Source organism: Caldinitratiruptor microaerophilus (genome assembly GCF_025999835.1).
GTDB classification, from domain to species: domain Bacteria; phylum Bacillota; class Sulfobacillia; order Symbiobacteriales; family ZC4RG38; genus Caldinitratiruptor; species Caldinitratiruptor microaerophilus.
On the sequence record NZ_AP025628.1, the window covers coordinates 209,318 to 223,809 of the forward strand.

The 14,492-nt window shown below is 75.6% G+C and carries 10 protein-coding genes; 9 read left to right on the forward strand and 1 reads right to left on the reverse strand.

Annotated elements, in window-relative coordinates:
- The first annotated feature begins 221 nt into the window (after window positions 1-221).
- Entirely contained in the window at window positions 222-1,550 is a 1,329-nt protein-coding gene (locus caldi_RS01040) for a pyrimidine-nucleoside phosphorylase (RefSeq protein WP_264843226.1), read from the forward strand.
- A 71-nt stretch (window positions 1,551-1,621) separates the two neighbouring features.
- On the opposite strand, the gene caldi_RS01045 is transcribed toward caldi_RS01040, so the two are convergent.
- Window positions 1,622-2,302 (reverse strand): Crp/Fnr family transcriptional regulator, encoded by a 681-nt coding sequence (locus caldi_RS01045; protein WP_264843227.1) that lies wholly within the window; start codon window positions 2,300-2,302, stop codon window positions 1,622-1,624.
- 185 nt (window positions 2,303-2,487) lie between these two features.
- On the opposite strand from caldi_RS01045, the gene caldi_RS01050 reads away from it, so the two are divergent.
- The 8 genes from caldi_RS01050 (at window position 2,488) to recJ (ending at window position 14,482) form a co-directional block, all read left to right on the forward strand.
- On the forward strand, window positions 2,488-3,570 hold the full coding sequence (locus caldi_RS01050; protein ID WP_264843228.1) for a DNA-binding protein: 1,083 nt from the start codon (window positions 2,488-2,490) through the stop codon (window positions 3,568-3,570).
- Window positions 3,571-3,718: 148 nt separating this feature from the next.
- Window positions 3,719-4,708, forward strand: a complete 990-nt coding sequence (locus tag caldi_RS01055) for a thiamine pyrophosphate-dependent dehydrogenase E1 component subunit alpha (protein ID WP_264843229.1) — start codon at window positions 3,719-3,721, stop codon at window positions 4,706-4,708.
- Between the two features lie 13 nt (window positions 4,709-4,721).
- On the forward strand, window positions 4,722-5,738 hold the full coding sequence (locus tag caldi_RS01060; RefSeq protein WP_264843230.1) for an alpha-ketoacid dehydrogenase subunit beta: 1,017 nt from the start codon (window positions 4,722-4,724) through the stop codon (window positions 5,736-5,738).
- 16 nt (window positions 5,739-5,754) lie between these two features.
- Complete coding sequence (locus tag caldi_RS01065; protein ID WP_264843231.1) at window positions 5,755-6,993, forward strand: dihydrolipoamide acetyltransferase family protein; 1,239 nt, start codon at window positions 5,755-5,757, stop codon at window positions 6,991-6,993.
- 167 nt (window positions 6,994-7,160) lie between these two features.
- A complete protein-coding gene (locus caldi_RS01070) occupies window positions 7,161-9,161 on the forward strand; it encodes a hypothetical protein (protein WP_264843232.1) in 2,001 nt (666 codons plus the stop codon).
- Window positions 9,158-11,338: an ATP-dependent helicase gene (locus caldi_RS01075; RefSeq protein WP_264843233.1), complete on the forward strand. Its 2,181-nt coding sequence runs from the start codon at window positions 9,158-9,160 to the stop codon at window positions 11,336-11,338. The genes caldi_RS01070 and caldi_RS01075 overlap by 4 nt, the downstream gene beginning before the upstream one ends.
- Complete coding sequence (locus tag caldi_RS01080; RefSeq protein WP_264843234.1) at window positions 11,319-12,116, forward strand: PD-(D/E)XK nuclease family protein; 798 nt, start codon at window positions 11,319-11,321, stop codon at window positions 12,114-12,116. Before caldi_RS01075 ends, caldi_RS01080 begins: the two co-directional genes overlap by 20 nt.
- Window positions 12,113-14,482: a single-stranded-DNA-specific exonuclease RecJ gene (gene recJ, locus caldi_RS01085; protein ID WP_264843235.1), complete on the forward strand. Its 2,370-nt coding sequence runs from the start codon at window positions 12,113-12,115 to the stop codon at window positions 14,480-14,482. Before caldi_RS01080 ends, recJ begins: the two co-directional genes overlap by 4 nt.
- Window positions 14,483-14,492: the final 10 nt, after the last annotated feature.

Below are 14,492 nucleotides of genomic sequence, written 5' to 3' on the forward strand. Positions count from 1 at the left end.
GCGGCCGCGGCCAGCCGGGGAGCTTTCCGGAACGCAGCCCCCTTTCTGTTCCCTCTTCTTCCTCACCCGGAGACGCTCGCCCTGGCTCCCCCCACCCGGGCGGGCGGAAACCGGGGGACTCGCGGGCGGATCCGTCCCCTCCGGATCTGCCTGTCTTGTTTTTCCGGGGTGCGGTACCATCGAGGGTAGGCGGATGGAAACGCCCTTGGGGGGTTCGGCGGATGCGGGTCTACGACATCCTGTACAAGAAGCGCCACGGCGGGGAACTGTCGGCGGAGGAGATCGAGTTCCTCGTCAGCGGCTATGCCCGGGGAGAGGTGCCGGACTACCAGATGGCGGCGTGGGCCATGGCCGTCTGCGTCCGGGGGATGACCGACCGGGAGACCGCGGACCTGACCATGGCCATGGTCCGGTCGGGGGCGACGGTCGACCTGCGCGCGATCCGGGGGGTGAAGGTGGACAAGCACTCCACGGGCGGGGTGGGCGACACGACCTCGCTCGTCCTCGTGCCCCTGGTCGCCGCGTGCGGGGTGCCCGTCGCCAAGATGTCGGGCCGGGGGCTCGGCCACACCGGCGGGACCATCGACAAGCTGGAGTCGATCCCCGGGTTCCGGGTCGAACTGCCGGCGCAGGCCCTGGCGGATCAGGTGAACCGCATCGGCTGCGCCATCGCCGCGGCCACCGCCGACCTGGTGCCTGCGGACAAGAAGCTCTACGCCTTGCGGGACGTGACCGCCACGGTCGACAGCATCCCCCTCATCGCCGCGAGCGTCATGTCGAAGAAGATCGCCGGCGGCGCCGACGCCATCGTCCTCGACGTCAAGACCGGCGACGGCGCGTTCGTCCGCACCCCGGACGAGGCGTTCGAGCTGGCGCGGACCATGGTGGCGATCGGCACCCGGGCCGGCCGCCAGACCGTGGCCTATGTCACGGGGATGGACCAGCCGCTGGGCTATGCCGTGGGCAACGCCCTGGAGGTCGCCGAGGCGGTGGAGACCCTGCGCGGGTTCGGCCCGCCGGACCTCGAGGAGCTCTGCCTGGTCCTGGGTAGCGAGATGCTGCGCCTGGGTGGCGCCGCGGCCACCGCGGAGGAGGCCCGGGCGGCCCTCAAGCGGGCCCTCCGCTCCGGCCGGGCCCTCGACAAGCTGCGGGAGCTGGTGCAGGCCCAGGGCGGCGACGTGAGCTACGTGAACCAGCCGGTCAAGTTGCCCCGGGCCCCGGTCATCCGGGAGGTGCCGGCGCCCGCCGCCGGGTACGTGAGCGCGATCCGCGCGCTGGAGGTCGGCCTCACGGCGATGTTCCTCGGGGCCGGCCGCGCCCGGAAGGAGGACGTCATCGACCTCTCCGCCGGGGTGCTGCTGCGCAAGAAGGTCGGCGACCGGGTCGAGGCGGGCGAGGCGCTGGCGGAGGTGCACGCGCCCGACCCCGACCGGGCCGCGGAAGCGGCGCGCCGGATCGCCGCCGCGTACGTCATCGGGCCGGAGGCGCCCCCGGCCCAGCCGCTCGTCTACGGGCGGGTGACCGCCGCGGGGGTCGAGCGGTACGGGTGATCCGGACCCTAAATGCACTGGGGCCGGCGAGCACGCGCCTCGCCGGCCTCGTTCCGTCTCTTGTCGCCCCCTCAGTCGAGGTAGCGCTTCAGCTGCTCTTCCCGGACGATCATCACGTCGCCCTCCCGGACCTCGATGGCCCCCTCGCGGCGGAAGTCGCCCAGAACCCGCGTCACCGTCTCCCGGGAGGCGCCGATGAGCCCGCCGATCTCCTGGTGGGTGAGGTCCAGCTTCATCCGGACCCCGCCCGGAACCTTCTCGCCGTGTTCCCGTGCGTGCTGGAGGAGGAGCGCGGCGAGGCGCTGCTGCACCCCGGACACGGACAGGCCGTGCACGCGGTCCTGCGCCTGCCGGAGGCGCCAGGCCACCGTGCCCATGGTCCGGGCCGCCAGGGAGGGGATCTCTTCCAGCAGTGCGTGCAGGTCGTCCGCGCGGATCATCCAGATCAGCGAGTCCTCCACGGCCTGGGCGCTGGCCGGGTACGGCGAGCGGTCCAGGGCGACCACGAGGCCGAAGACCTGGTTGTCGGTCCAGATCGCGATGATCTGCTCGCGTCCCTCCGGCGAGACCCGGTACACCTTGACGCGTCCGTGGCGGACGAAGTACACGGCCTCGCCCGGTTCGCCCTCGCTGAAGATGACGGAGCCCTTCCGGTAGCGCCGCTCGTGCACGCAGGCCGCGACCCGCCGGAGCTCCTCGTCGCTGAGGCCGGCGAACATCGCGATGTCCCGCAGCGCTCCGGGCTCGAGCATGCTGGCTCTCCTCCGGCCCAATCATAACCAAGCGGGTCTCTGCGGTCCAGCCGCTGAGGACGGTTCTCATCGCCGGAAGGGCCGCAGGAATCGGGAGCGGGGAGTCGAAGAAACAAAAAAGCCAAACGCGCGACTCGGGTTCTCCCTGGGCCTCCGGAGGCCCGGGAGACGAGGGGGCCGCCGCGATGTTGGACGAGCGCCTCCTGCCATCCGCGCGCCCTGCCCCGGCGCACCGGTTGCGCGCGCTCTGGCGCGCCCGCGAGGCGTTCCTGGCCTCCGAGCCTGTCCGGCCGCCTGTCCGTCCCGTGGTCCTCGCCGCCTGGATGCGGTCTCGCCAGGCGGGGGTGGACCCGGCCCGCAAGGAGATCCCCCTCGTGCGACCGGACGGCGGGGTGGCGGACGACCAGGCCGAGCGGCTCCTGCGCGCCGGCCGTCCCGTGGTCGCCACGGCCGGGGAACTGCTGCGCGGCACCGGGCACGGGGTCATCCTCGCCGACGCGCAGGGGGTCGTCCTCGCGGTGGCCGGCGACCGCCCGCTGGCCGCGGCGGCCGAGCGGGTCGGGTGTGTCCCCGGTGCCACCTGGGAGGAGCGCCTGGTGGGCAACAACGCGATCGGGACGAGCCTCCGGCTGGCGCGGCCCGTTCGCTTCGCCCACGCGGAGCACTTCTGCGAGGGGTGGGGGGACTGGACCTGCGCTGCGGTGCCCATCCGGTTGCCCGGCGAGGGGGCGGTCATCGGCAGCATCGACGTGAGCGGGTACCGGACCGGGGCGAGCCCCCGGGCGCTCGTGCTGGCCGCCCGGCTCGGCCGGGTGATCGAGAACCTGCTGGCCGGCCCCGGGTCCCGGGCGACCCCGCCGGGCGCGGCCGGGCCCCGCCGCCCGGAGGGCGGGAGCCTGCCGCCTTCCCGCCTCGTGGACGTGCCCGCGCCGCCGGGGCTCGTGATCCTGCGGCGGGGAGAACGGCGCCTGCTGGTGCGGGCCGACCAGGTCTACCTGTTCCGGGCGTCGGGCGGAGCGGTGTTCGCCCTGACCGACCAGGGGGAGTTTCCGGCGGAAGCGGACGGGCTCGTCACCCTGGAGGACCGCCTTGCCCCCTACGGCTTCTTCCGGACCGATCGGGCGCACCTGGTGAACCTGAACCGGGTGCGCGAGGTGCAGCCGATGTTCAACCGGACGCTGGTGCTCGTGCTCGGGAACCGGACGGCCACGGAGGTGCCGGTCTCCCGGCGCCGGGCGGCCGCCCTGCGGGAACTGCTGGGGCTGTGAACCGGGGACGGGGTGCCGCTCGTGACCCGATCCGTACCGCTCGTGGGCTGGCCGGGACCGCTCGTGTCCCGGCCTTTGACTTGTCCCTGCCCCGGCGCGACGGTAGCGAGTGGGGAGAAATCGCCGACACAGGAGGGGAGTGCTGGGCATGGCCGTGGATCGGACGACGCTTCTCACCATGTACCGGGACATGTGGACCATCCGCCTGTTCGAGGACGCCATGGCGGCCGCGTACCTGGAGGGCAAGCAGCCGGTCTTCAACATCGCCGCCGGGCCGGTCCCCGGGGAGATGCACCTGGCCGCCGGGCAGGAGCCGGTGGCGGTGGGGGTCTGCGCGCACCTGCGGCGCGAGGACGCCGTGGCGGGGACGCACCGGCCGCACCACTTCGCCATCGCCAAGGGCATGGACCTGCGGCGGATGGCCGCCGAGATCTTCGGCAAGGTCACCGGTCTGGGCCGCGGCAAGGGCGGCCACATGCACCTCTTCGATCCGGAGACGCACTTCGGCTGCGGCGGGATCGTGGGCGCGGGCATCCCGCACGCGGTGGGCGCTGCCCTGGCGTTCAAGAAGCAGGGCCGGGACAACGTGGCCGTCGCCTTCTTCGGCGACGGGGCGGCCAACCAGGGCGCCTTCCACGAGGGGCTCAACCTGGCGGCGCTGTGGAAGCTGCCCGTGATCTTCGTGGTCGAGGACAACGCCTGGGCGATCTCGGTGCCCAAGGCGAAGTCGACCGCCATCGCCTCCAACGCCGACCGGGCTGCCGCCTACGGGATCCCCGGCGTGTACGTGGGCGAGAACGACGCCCTGGCCGTGTACGAGGCGGCGGGCGAGGCCGTGGCCCGGGCGCGCCGCGGCGAGGGTCCGACCCTCCTGGAGGTCAAGACCGACCGCTACTACGGCCACTTCCAGGGCGACCCGGAGGTGTACCGGCCGAAGGACGAGGTGCCGCGCCTCAAGGCGAACGACCCGATCGACCGGCTCGGCCGCCGGATCCTCGAGACCGGCGCCGGCACCCAGGCCGACCTGGACGCGGCCCGGGAGGAGGCCCGGGCGAAGGTCGACGACGCCTTCCGCTTCGCCCGGGAGAGCCCGTATCCGTCGCCCGAGGAAGCCCTGATGCACGTGTTCGCGGAGTAGGGGGGTGTCCGACATGGCGGTGGAGACTCGCCGGCTCACCATGGGCAAGGCGATCGCCGAGGCGATCGCGCAGGAGATGGAGCGCGACCCGCGCGTCTTCGTCATGGGCGAGGACGTCGGCGTGTACGGGGGCATCTTCGGCGCCACGCAGGGCCTCTACGAGAAGTTCGGCCCCGAGCGGGTCATGGACACCCCGATCTCGGAGACGGGCTTCATCGGCGCGGCGCTGGGCGCGGCGCTGGAGGGGATGCGGCCCATCGCCGAGCTGATGTTCGTCGACTTCTTCGGCGTGGCGATGGACCAGATCTACAACCACATCGCGAAGATCCACTACATGTCGGGCGGCGGGTTCAAGGTGCCCGTCGTCATCATGACGGCGATCGGCGGCGGGTACAGCGACGCCGCCCAGCACTCCCAGTGCCTGTACGGGCTCTTCGCCCACGTGCCGGGGCTCAAGATCGTGGTGCCCTCGAACGCGTACGATGCGAAGGGCCTCATGATCCAGGCCATCCGGGATGACAACCCGGTCATGTACTTCTTCCACAAAGGCCTGATGGGCCTGGGGTGGATGACCCCGCAGCCCTCGGCCATGTCCGAGGTACCCGAGGAGCCGTACACGATCCCCTTCGGCAAGGCGGACGTGAAGCGGCCGGGGCGGGACGTGACGGTCGTGAGCGTGGCGATGGGCGTGCACCGGGCCATGGAGGCGGCGGAGGTCCTCGCCCGGGACGGGATCGAGGTGGAGGTCCTCGACCTGCGCACGCTCGTGCCGCTCGACCGGGACGCCATCGTCGAGTCGGTGAAGAGGACCCACCGGCTCCTGGTGGTCGACGAGGACTACCTGAGCTACGGCATGTCCGGCGAGGTGGCGGCGACGGTGGCGGAGCGGGCCCTCGACTACCTCGACGCGCCCGTGCGCCGCATCGCCGTGCCCGACGTGCCCATCCCGTACAGCCGCCCGCTGGAGCAGTTCGTGCTGCCGAGCGCCGACAAGATCGTCGCCGCGGTGCGGGAGATGCTGGGCGAATAATTCGAGGTGGAACGCGTTGCCGTACGAGTTCCGGCTCCCTCTTGACATCGCAGGTCCCGACGCAGAAGGCTTCGTGGTGAACTGGTTCAAGGCGGAGGGGGAAGCCGTCCGCGCCGGCGAGCTGCTCCTGGAGGTCCAGTTCGACAAGGTCGCCACGGAGGTGGCCGCGCCGAGGGACGGTGTCCTCGCACGCATCCGGGTCCCGGCCGGGCAGCCGGTCCGCCCCGGCGACGTCGTGTGCGAGATCGCGGAGCGGCCGGGAGCCCCCGCGGAGGTCTCCGCCGGGGCGGGGTCCGCCGCCGCCCCGGCGGCCGCGGGCGGCCCGACCGGGGCCACCGGCGCTGCCCCGGCGGCCCCGGTCTCGCCGGCGGCGCGCCGCCTGGCGAAGGAGCTGGGCGTCGACCTGTCCCGGGTCCAGGGGAGCGGCCCGGGTGGCCGGATCACCGAGGCCGACGTGCGCCGCGCCGCGGAGGCGGCAGGCGCGCCTGCCGGGCCCGGCCCTGCCGGCGGACCGGCTGCGCCCGCCGGGACCGCCGCGGCCGCCGGCCAGCGCCCCGTGCCGATCGCCGGCGTACAGGGCCGCTGGGAGCCGCTCCCGCCGGCCCAGCGCGTCCTGGCGTCCCGGATGGCCCAGAGCATGCGGGAGGCGCCGCAGCTCACCCTGGAGCGGCAGGCCGACGTGACAGCGCTCGTCCGCCGCCGGGAGGCGCTGCGGGAGCAGGGCTCCCGGGTCACCCTGACCGACCTCCTGCACCGCGCCGTGGCCCTCGCCCTGCGGGAGCATCCCCGTCTCCAGGCCGTCTGGCAGGAGGACGCCCTGTTCGTGCCCGAGGCGATCAACCTGGGCGTGGCCGTGGCGGACGGCGACCTCCTCGTGGTGCCGGTCATCCGGGGGGCGGATCGCCTGAGCCTGGAGGAGCTGGCGGCCGAGCGGGAGCGACTGGTGGCGGCCGCGCGGGCAGGCACCCTGACCGCACGGGACCTGGAGGGCGGCACGTTCACCGTCACGAACCTGGGAGGCTACGGCATCGACTTCTTCACGCCCATCCTGAACCCGCCCCAGAGCGCGATCCTCGGGGTGGGGCGGGTGGCGGACGCCCTCGCCCTGGAGGGTGAGCGCGTGGTCGCCCGCAAGCTGCTGACGCTGAGCCTCACCATCGACCACCGCGTTGTCAACGGGGCGCCGGCGGCGCTGTTCCTGGACCGGCTCGCCGGGCTCCTCGCGGAGCCGGAAGCCTGGGCGACCGTTTCCTGAGCCCGCGCCCGGCCCGCGCCGGCCGTCGACTCCGCGCTTCGAAGCCCCTGGGGCCCAGCCGCCGGCTGGGCCCCAGGGGCTTGTGGGTGGAATACCTCCGGCCGGCAGGAGGGGGCACCCGTCCGGAGCGAATCGTATCTGGCGTGAACGCCCGGGAGGTTGACAGGATGGCGACGGTGGAGCTTCTCGTGGGCCCGACGGGCTCCGGGAAGACCACCCGCCTGGCCCGGCACTGTCGTGCCCTGCGGGATGCGGGGGAGCGGCCGGACGGGATCCTGGTCCTGGTCCCGGACGGGCGCCGGCAGGCGGCCTGGCGGGAGCACCTCGGCACCCCTGTCCCGGCCGTTCAGTCCCTCTACGGGTTCATGGCCGCGGAGGTGCGCCTCTTCTGGCCCCTGCTGGCGCCGGAGCCGGAGCACGCCGGCGCCCTCGAGCCCCTGGTGGTCGACGGCGACGTCACCGCGCACCTGTTGCGGACGCTCCTCGTCCACCGCCGGGCTACCGGCCCGCTGGCCTACGCGCGGGCGAGCGACCGCCGGCTGGCCTTCCAGCTGGAGGCGCTGCTGTGGGCAGCTACGTCCGCCGGCATGGACCTGCCGGCGGCCGCCGAGCGGCTGGCCTCGGCCGGGACGGCCGACCCCCAGGTGCTGACGCAGGCCCGGGACATCCTGGACGCGTACCGGCAGTGCCTGCAGGCCGCCGGGGCTGCCGACTTCCCGCTGGTGACCGAGCTGTACGTGCGCCGGCTCTTCCCGCTTCCCGCGTACCGGGCGCACCTGCGGGAACGTGCCCGGCACGTGGTGGTGGACGACCTCCACGAGGCCCCGCCGGTCCTCCACGACGTGATCGCTGCACTGGCCGGGGAGGCGCGCAGCGCCGTCCTGGCTGCCGGCGCGGACGGCGGCCGTCCGGGGCGCACGTGGGATGCCGTGACGGCCCTCCAGGCCCGCCTTGGTGGCGACGTCCGGGTCACCCTCCTCACCGGCTGCTACACGGGGTCCCCGGCCGCCGCCCGGACGGCCGCGGCCCTCGCGGCCCGCCTGCGTCCCGGCGACCCCGCCACGGCTGCGGCGGAAACCCCTCCGGGGCCGCTCCTCCCCATCCGCCGCCTGCACGCCGAGTTCCGGCCCGAGATGCTGCGGCTCCTCGGCCAGGCGGTCCGGGAGCACATGGACGCCGGGGTGTCGCCGGGGGACATCGCCGTGCTCTCCCCGTGGCCCGACGCCGCACTCCGGGAGGCGATCCGTGAGGCCGGAGCGCCCGTGCTGGACCTGAGCCCCTCGCCCCTCGCCGCCCAGCCCTGCGTGCGCGCGCTCCTCGCCCTGGTGGCCCTGGCCAGACCCGGCGCGCTGCCCGGGGCGGGGCATGACCTCCTGCGCGACGGCCTGGGCTGGCTCCTGGGACTCGACCCCGTCCGGAGCTCCGCGCTGGCGGCTGCGGTGGGCGGAGGGGCCAGCAGCGCGCCCGACCCGGCCCTCCTGCACCGGGTGGGGTTCCTGGCCGGCGAGCGGTGGGAGCGGGTCCGCGGCTGGCTGCAGAGCGTGGGGGAGGGGTCTCAGCCGGGCCCCGCCGACCTCCTCGCCCGGGCGGTGGCCGAGGCCATCGCCCCCCTCACCCGGCAGGCCGCGGCCCTGGAGCCCTGCGCCAGGGCGGTCGAGATCGCCCGCCAGGTCGAGCGGATCACCACGAGCCCCGCCTACCCGGAGCCCGGACGCGACCCGCTCAGCGCCGCCCTGGAGGCCGTCCTCCACGGGCGCTGGGACCCCGGCGCCGCCCCTCGCCGGGCATCCCGGGCGGCCGGTCGCCGGGACGCCGTCGTGCTCACGACCCCGTGGCGCTTCCTCGCCCAGGGGCTGGCGGCGCGGGTGCAGGTGTGGGCGGACGTGACGGCCCCCGGCTGGCTTCCCAGCGGCGCCGGCCCCCTCGCCAACCCCCACGTCCTGGCCCCCGGCTGGCCGGAAGGGGCCGTCTGGACCGACGCGCACGGCGCGGCGGCGCGGCGGGACGCCGCGGCAGGCACCGTGTCGGCGCTCCTCCGCCGCTGCCGCGAGGCGCTGGTCGTCGGCTCGTCCGCCGTGGACGCCGCCGGCCACGACAGCCCCGGCGGCCTGCTGCCGCTGCTGGATGAGGCCATGGCCGGGGCTGCGGCGGGGGGTGCGGCCCCGTGACCCCGCGCCCGGACCAGGCGGCCGTCCTGGGGTACGAAGGAGGCTACCTGGCGGTCTCCGCCGTGCCCGGCGCCGGCAAGACCCACGTCCTGGCCCGCCTGGCGGCGAATCTCATCGCCTCCGGCCGGCCCGCCCCGGGCCAGGTCCTGGTCGTCACCTACACGAACGCCGCGGTGGGGAACTTCCGGGCCCGCATCGGCCGCTTCCTGACCGAGCTCCGGCTCCCCCCGGGCGAGGGGTATGACGTGCGAACCCTGCACTCGCTGGCGCTGGCCATCGTCCGGGAGCGGCCCGAGCGGCTCGGCGTTCCCGACCCGCCCCCGGTGCTGGGGGACATGCAGCGCGACCGGCTCGTCGCCCGGATCACCCGCCAGTGGCTGCGCCACCACGCCGCGCGGTGCGAAGGGGTCTTCCGGGAGGACCTGCGGCCACAGGTCCGGGCACGGGCCGAGGAGGACTGGGAGAAGGCCCTGCGGCGGGTGTTCGCCGCCATGTTCAGCCGGTTCAAGGCGCAGGGGCTGGAGCCGGCAGAGGCCGACCGGCTCACCCGTTCCCTCCCTGCCGGGAGCCTGGTCCGCTGGGCGGCCGAAGCCTACCACCTGTACGAGCGCGAGCTGGCCGGGCAGAACCTCCTCGATTACGACGACCTGGTGCGCGGGGCCCGGGCCCTCCTGGCGGAGGACCCGGACCTCGCCCGCCGTCTGCGCCGGCGCTGGACGTTCATCCTCGAAGACGAGGCTCAGGACAGCACCCCTGCGCAGGAGGCGATCCTGGAGGCCCTGGCCGGTCCGGGTGGCAACCTCGTGCGGGTGGGCGACCCGAACCAGGCGATCATGGGCACGTTCACCGCCGCCGACCCGAACGGCTTCCGGCGCTTCTGCGCCCGTTCCGACGTGCGGCATCGGACCCTCGTCCACGCCGGCCGGAGCAGCGTCCAGGTGATCGCCGCCGCCAACCGGCTCGTGGCCTGGGCGACGGAAGAGGCCCCGGACCCTGCAGCCCGGTCGGCCCTCGTGCGGCAGGAGATCCGCCCGGTTCCCCCCGGCGACCCCCAGCCCAACCCGGCAGCGGCTCCCCGGGGGCTCCAGATCGTCGAGAGCCGCACCCTGGACGACGAGCTGCGCCGCCTCGCCCGGTGGGCCGCCCGCGGGGTGCGCGAGGCGCCCGGAGAAACCCTGGCCGTCCTCCTGCCGACGAACGAGCTGGTGCAGGCCTTCGCCCGGCGGGTCCGGGAGGAGGGCGTCCGGGCGGTGGAGCTGCGGCGGGCGGAGCCGGAGGACGGCGACGTGCTCGACCGGCTCACGCCCGTGGTCGAGTTCCTGGCGCGGCCCGACGACCCGGCCCTGCTGGGGCCGGCCCTGGCGGCGCTCGCAGGCCCGGCGGCCGTGGCGCCGGCGGCCCCGCCCGACCTGCGCCCGGAGGAACTGTTCTTCCCCCTCGAGAGCCCCCGGCCCTTGCACGACCTCAGAGCCTTCTACGGTGACGCCGCCGAGGTGCTCCGGCCGGCGGCGGAGCGGCTGCGGGCCCTCCTCGCCGACCCGCCGGGCCGCCCCGATGCCTGGCTCCTCGCTGCCGCGCGGGCGCTGGGCCTCGAGGGGGCCGACGCGGCCGCCGCCCACCTCCTGGCGGCGCGCGCGGCCGTCTGGCTGGAGGAGCGCCCCCTGGCCGGACCCGGCGACGTGGCGCGCTGGCTGCGCGAAAGCGGCGAGGAGCTGCGCCGTCTGGTCGCTCCCCTGCGCGACCGCCGTGGCTTTGCGGCGGAGCCCGGGGTCGTGTACGCGGTCACCGCCCACTCGGCAAAGGGGCTCGAGTGGGACGCGGTGGCGGTCGCCTGCGTGACCGAGCACCACTACCCGGCCACCGTGGACGCCGCCTCCCGGGAGCGGTGGTACCTGCGCGAAGGCTTCGCCGACCCGGAGGCGGCGGCGCTGGCCGGCTGGCAGGCCCTGACGGGGGACGCCCCCGCCGGGGGGTCCCGGACCGGCCGGGAGGAGTTCGTGGCCGAGCGCCTGCGCCTGCTGTACGTGGCGATTACCCGCGCGCGCCGCCGCCTGGTCCTGAGCTACCACACCACCCGCCGCCAGGGCGGGCGCGACGTGCCCGTCCGGCCCTCTCCCGCCCTGGAGGCGCTGCGGTCCCTCGTGGAGGCGATGCCCGGTGCCGGCGCTACCCGCTGACCTGCTGCTGAGCCAGTCGGCCCTGGCCGACTTCGCCGAGTGCCCGCTCCGCTTCCGCTACCGCTACCTGGACGGCGTCCGGTTGCCGGAGGCCACTGCGCCGGAAGTGCGCACCCGGGTCGAGCGGGGCCGGGCCTTCCACCTGCTCGCGCACCGCCACTTCGCCGGCCTGGAGCCGGTGGTTCCGCCCGGCGTGCCCCACGCCGCCGAGCTCGCGGAGTGGGTCCGGGCGCTGCATCGCTTCTGCTCCCCGCGCCCGGACCGAACATACCTCCCCGAGTTCGAGCTGGGGCTGCGGGCCCCCGACCTCCCGCTCGCCGCCCGCTACGACCTCCTGGTCCTCGAGCCGGACGGGCGCAGGACCATTTACGACTGGAAGACGTCGCCCCTGCCGCCCTCCGGCCGCCTGGCGGCCTCCCTCCAGACCCGGGTGTACCGGCTCGTCCTGGCCCTCGCCGGCCCCCCGTACGCGCCCGCCGCCCCGGAGGACATCCGGATGGTGTACTGGTACCCCGGCGACCCGGACCAGCCCGCGGTCCTGTCGTACTCGGCCGAGCTCCTGGCCGAGGACGCCGCGGTGGTGGGGGAGCTGGTCCGTCGCCTCCGGGACACCCCGGCGGCGGCCATGGCCGCCACCGACGACGACTCCGTCTGCCGGCACTGCACCTACCGCCCCCTCTGCTTCGGGGCGGCGCGGGAGGAAGTGGCCGAGGAGGAGGAGGCGTCGGAGATCCTCGCCACCTTCTCCTGGGACGACCTGCCGGAGGTGAACCCGTGAACGTCCGCTGGCTCCCGCCCCCGGCGCTGGCCGTGCCGCCCGGTCTGGCCGCCGCCACCGGCCTTCACCCCCGCGCCGCCGAGCTGCTCTTCCGGCGCGGCCTGCGCGACCCGGAGGCGGTGCGGCGCTTCCTCGACCCGCCGCTCGGCTGCGACCCGGCCGAGGTCCCGGACCTCGAGGCCGCTGCTGCCGCCGTCCTGGGGGCGCTGCGCCGGGGCGAGCGGGTCGCCGTCTACGGGGACTACGACGCCGACGGCGTCACTGCGACGGCACTCCTCGTGCGGGCCTTGCGGCTGCTCGGCGCCGAGCCCCGCTACTACCTCCCCGACCGTTTCCACGAGGGCTATGGCCTGAGCGCCCGCCGGGTGGAGGAGATGGCGGCGGACGGCGCCCGGCTCATCCTCACCTGCGACTGCGGGGTCACGGCCCACGCCGAGGTCGACCTCGCCGCCCGCCTGGGCATTCCGGTCGTGGTGACCGACCACCACGAGCTGCCGGCCGAGCTCCCTCGCGCCACCGCCGTGGTCTCCCCGCTCCGCCTCCCCCCGGACCACCCGTGCCGTCACCTGCCGGGCGTCGGTACCGCGTGGCTCCTGGCCCGGGAGCTGTTTCGCCAGGCCGGGCGCGACCCCGCCCTGGCCGACCGCCACCTGGAGCTGGTGGCGATCGGCATCGTGGCCGACGTGGTCCCCGTCGTGGGCACCAACCGGGCGCTCCTGCGGGAGGGGCTGGCCCGGCTCTGGCACACGGAGCTGCCCGGCCTGGCGGCCCTGCTGCGCCTGGCGGTGGGCGACCGGGAGGGCGACGAGGAGGACGTCGCCTTCCACCTCGTGCCGAGGCTGAACGCGGCGGGCCGCCTCGCCTCCGCCGACCTGGCGGCGCGGCTCCTCCTCGCCGACGACCCCGCCGAAGGTGCCCGGCTGGCGCAGGAACTCGACGCCCTGAACCGCCGCCGGCGTGAGCTCACGGCGGCCGTCCTGGCCGACGCCGAGGCGATGCTGGCCGGGGCCGGCGGCCCCGGACCGGCCGCCCTGCTCTACCGTCCGGACTGGCCCGAGGGCGTGCTGGGAATCGCTGCCGGCCAGCTGGCCCGCCGGCTCGGGGTCCCGGTGGCCCTCCTGACCCTGAAGGGCGACGGCCGGACCGCGACCGGTTCGGCCCGCGCGCCCGATGGGGTGCCCCTGTTCGACGTGGTGGCGGACTGCGCGCCGCTCCTGGACCGCTTCGGCGGGCACGCGGCCGCCGCCGGCTTCGCTCTGGCTGCGGACCGGGTGCCGGCCTTCGCCGAGCGGTTCCGGGCCCGCGCGGCCGCGCGGGTGCCCGGACCGGCGGAGGTGGTGGTGAAGGAGGCGGACCTCGAGGTCGACCTCGGGGAGGTCGGCCTGGCCTTGCAGGCCGGCCTGCGCCAGGCTGCTCCCTTCGGCCAGGGCCACCCGGCGCCCGTGCTGTTCGCCCGCGGGGTGCAGGTGCTCTGGGCCGGCCCGACGGGGGACGGGCGCCACCTGCGGCTGGTGCTCGGAGACGGGCAGGTGCGACTGCGCGCGATCTGGTGGGGCGCGGGCACGAGCACCCTTCCGGATGGCCCTGTCGGCGTCGCCTTCCGGCTCGGGCTGAGCCGGTGGGGCGGCACGACCGAGGTCCAGCCCGTGGTGGAAGGTCTGGCGCCCTGGGACGGCGGCGCCCCGATCGTCGTGGGGGAGGTGGCCGCCGCCCAGGACGCGACCCTGGCCGCCAGGGGTGAGGTCGCCGCCGCGCGGGGGAGCGAGCCGGCGGCGCGCGGGACGGCGGGCGCGGCCGGCGAGCCGGTGCAGCTCGTCGACCGGCGGGGCGAGGCCCTGGACCGCGTCCGGAGGGAGTTTCCGGGCGCGGCCGTGCTCCCGGGGGACGGCGATCTGCCCCGCGCCGCGGCGGTCATCCTCGCGCAGGCGCCGCCCGGGCCAGAACTCCTGGCGGAGGTGCTCGCGGCGACGGGCGCGCGGGTGGCGGTGCTCGCCTGGCCGCGGGCGGCCTCTCCCAGTCCGCTTCCCCGCTGGCTCCTGCGCCTGGCCGGCGCGGTGCGTCCCGCCGCCGGCGACGGGCGCTGGGTGGACCCGGCGCGCCTGGCGCTGTCCCTGTGGGAGACCGAGGCGGCGGTCTGGGCCGGCCTCGAGGCCCTCCGGGAGGCGGGCCGGCTGGACTGGGAGGACGACGGCGGCGGCCTCGTCTTGCGGCTCCTGGACGGCGGCAGCGCCCCGGCGGACACACCGGCGATGCGACGCCTGGCGCGCTGCCTGCGGGAGACCCGCGCCTTCCGGGCCTTCCTCGCCCGGGCCTCGCCCGATGAGATCCGACCGCTCCTGCAACGCGGCAGGAAGGTCCGGGGTTGATGAGGAAAAA

Coding starts and splice junctions, on each gene's coding strand:
- caldi_RS01040 (WP_264843226.1), top strand. CDS start 222: ATGCGGGTCTACGACATCCTGTACAAGAAGCGCCACGGCGGGGAACTG.
- caldi_RS01045 (WP_264843227.1), bottom strand. CDS start 2,302: ATGCTCGAGCCCGGAGCGCTGCGGGACATCGCGATGTTCGCCGGCCTC.
- caldi_RS01050 (WP_264843228.1), top strand. CDS start 2,488: ATGTTGGACGAGCGCCTCCTGCCATCCGCGCGCCCTGCCCCGGCGCAC.
- caldi_RS01070 (WP_264843232.1), top strand. CDS start 7,161: ATGGCGACGGTGGAGCTTCTCGTGGGCCCGACGGGCTCCGGGAAGACC.
- caldi_RS01060 (WP_264843230.1), top strand. CDS start 4,722: ATGGCGGTGGAGACTCGCCGGCTCACCATGGGCAAGGCGATCGCCGAG.
- caldi_RS01055 (WP_264843229.1), top strand. CDS start 3,719: ATGGCCGTGGATCGGACGACGCTTCTCACCATGTACCGGGACATGTGG.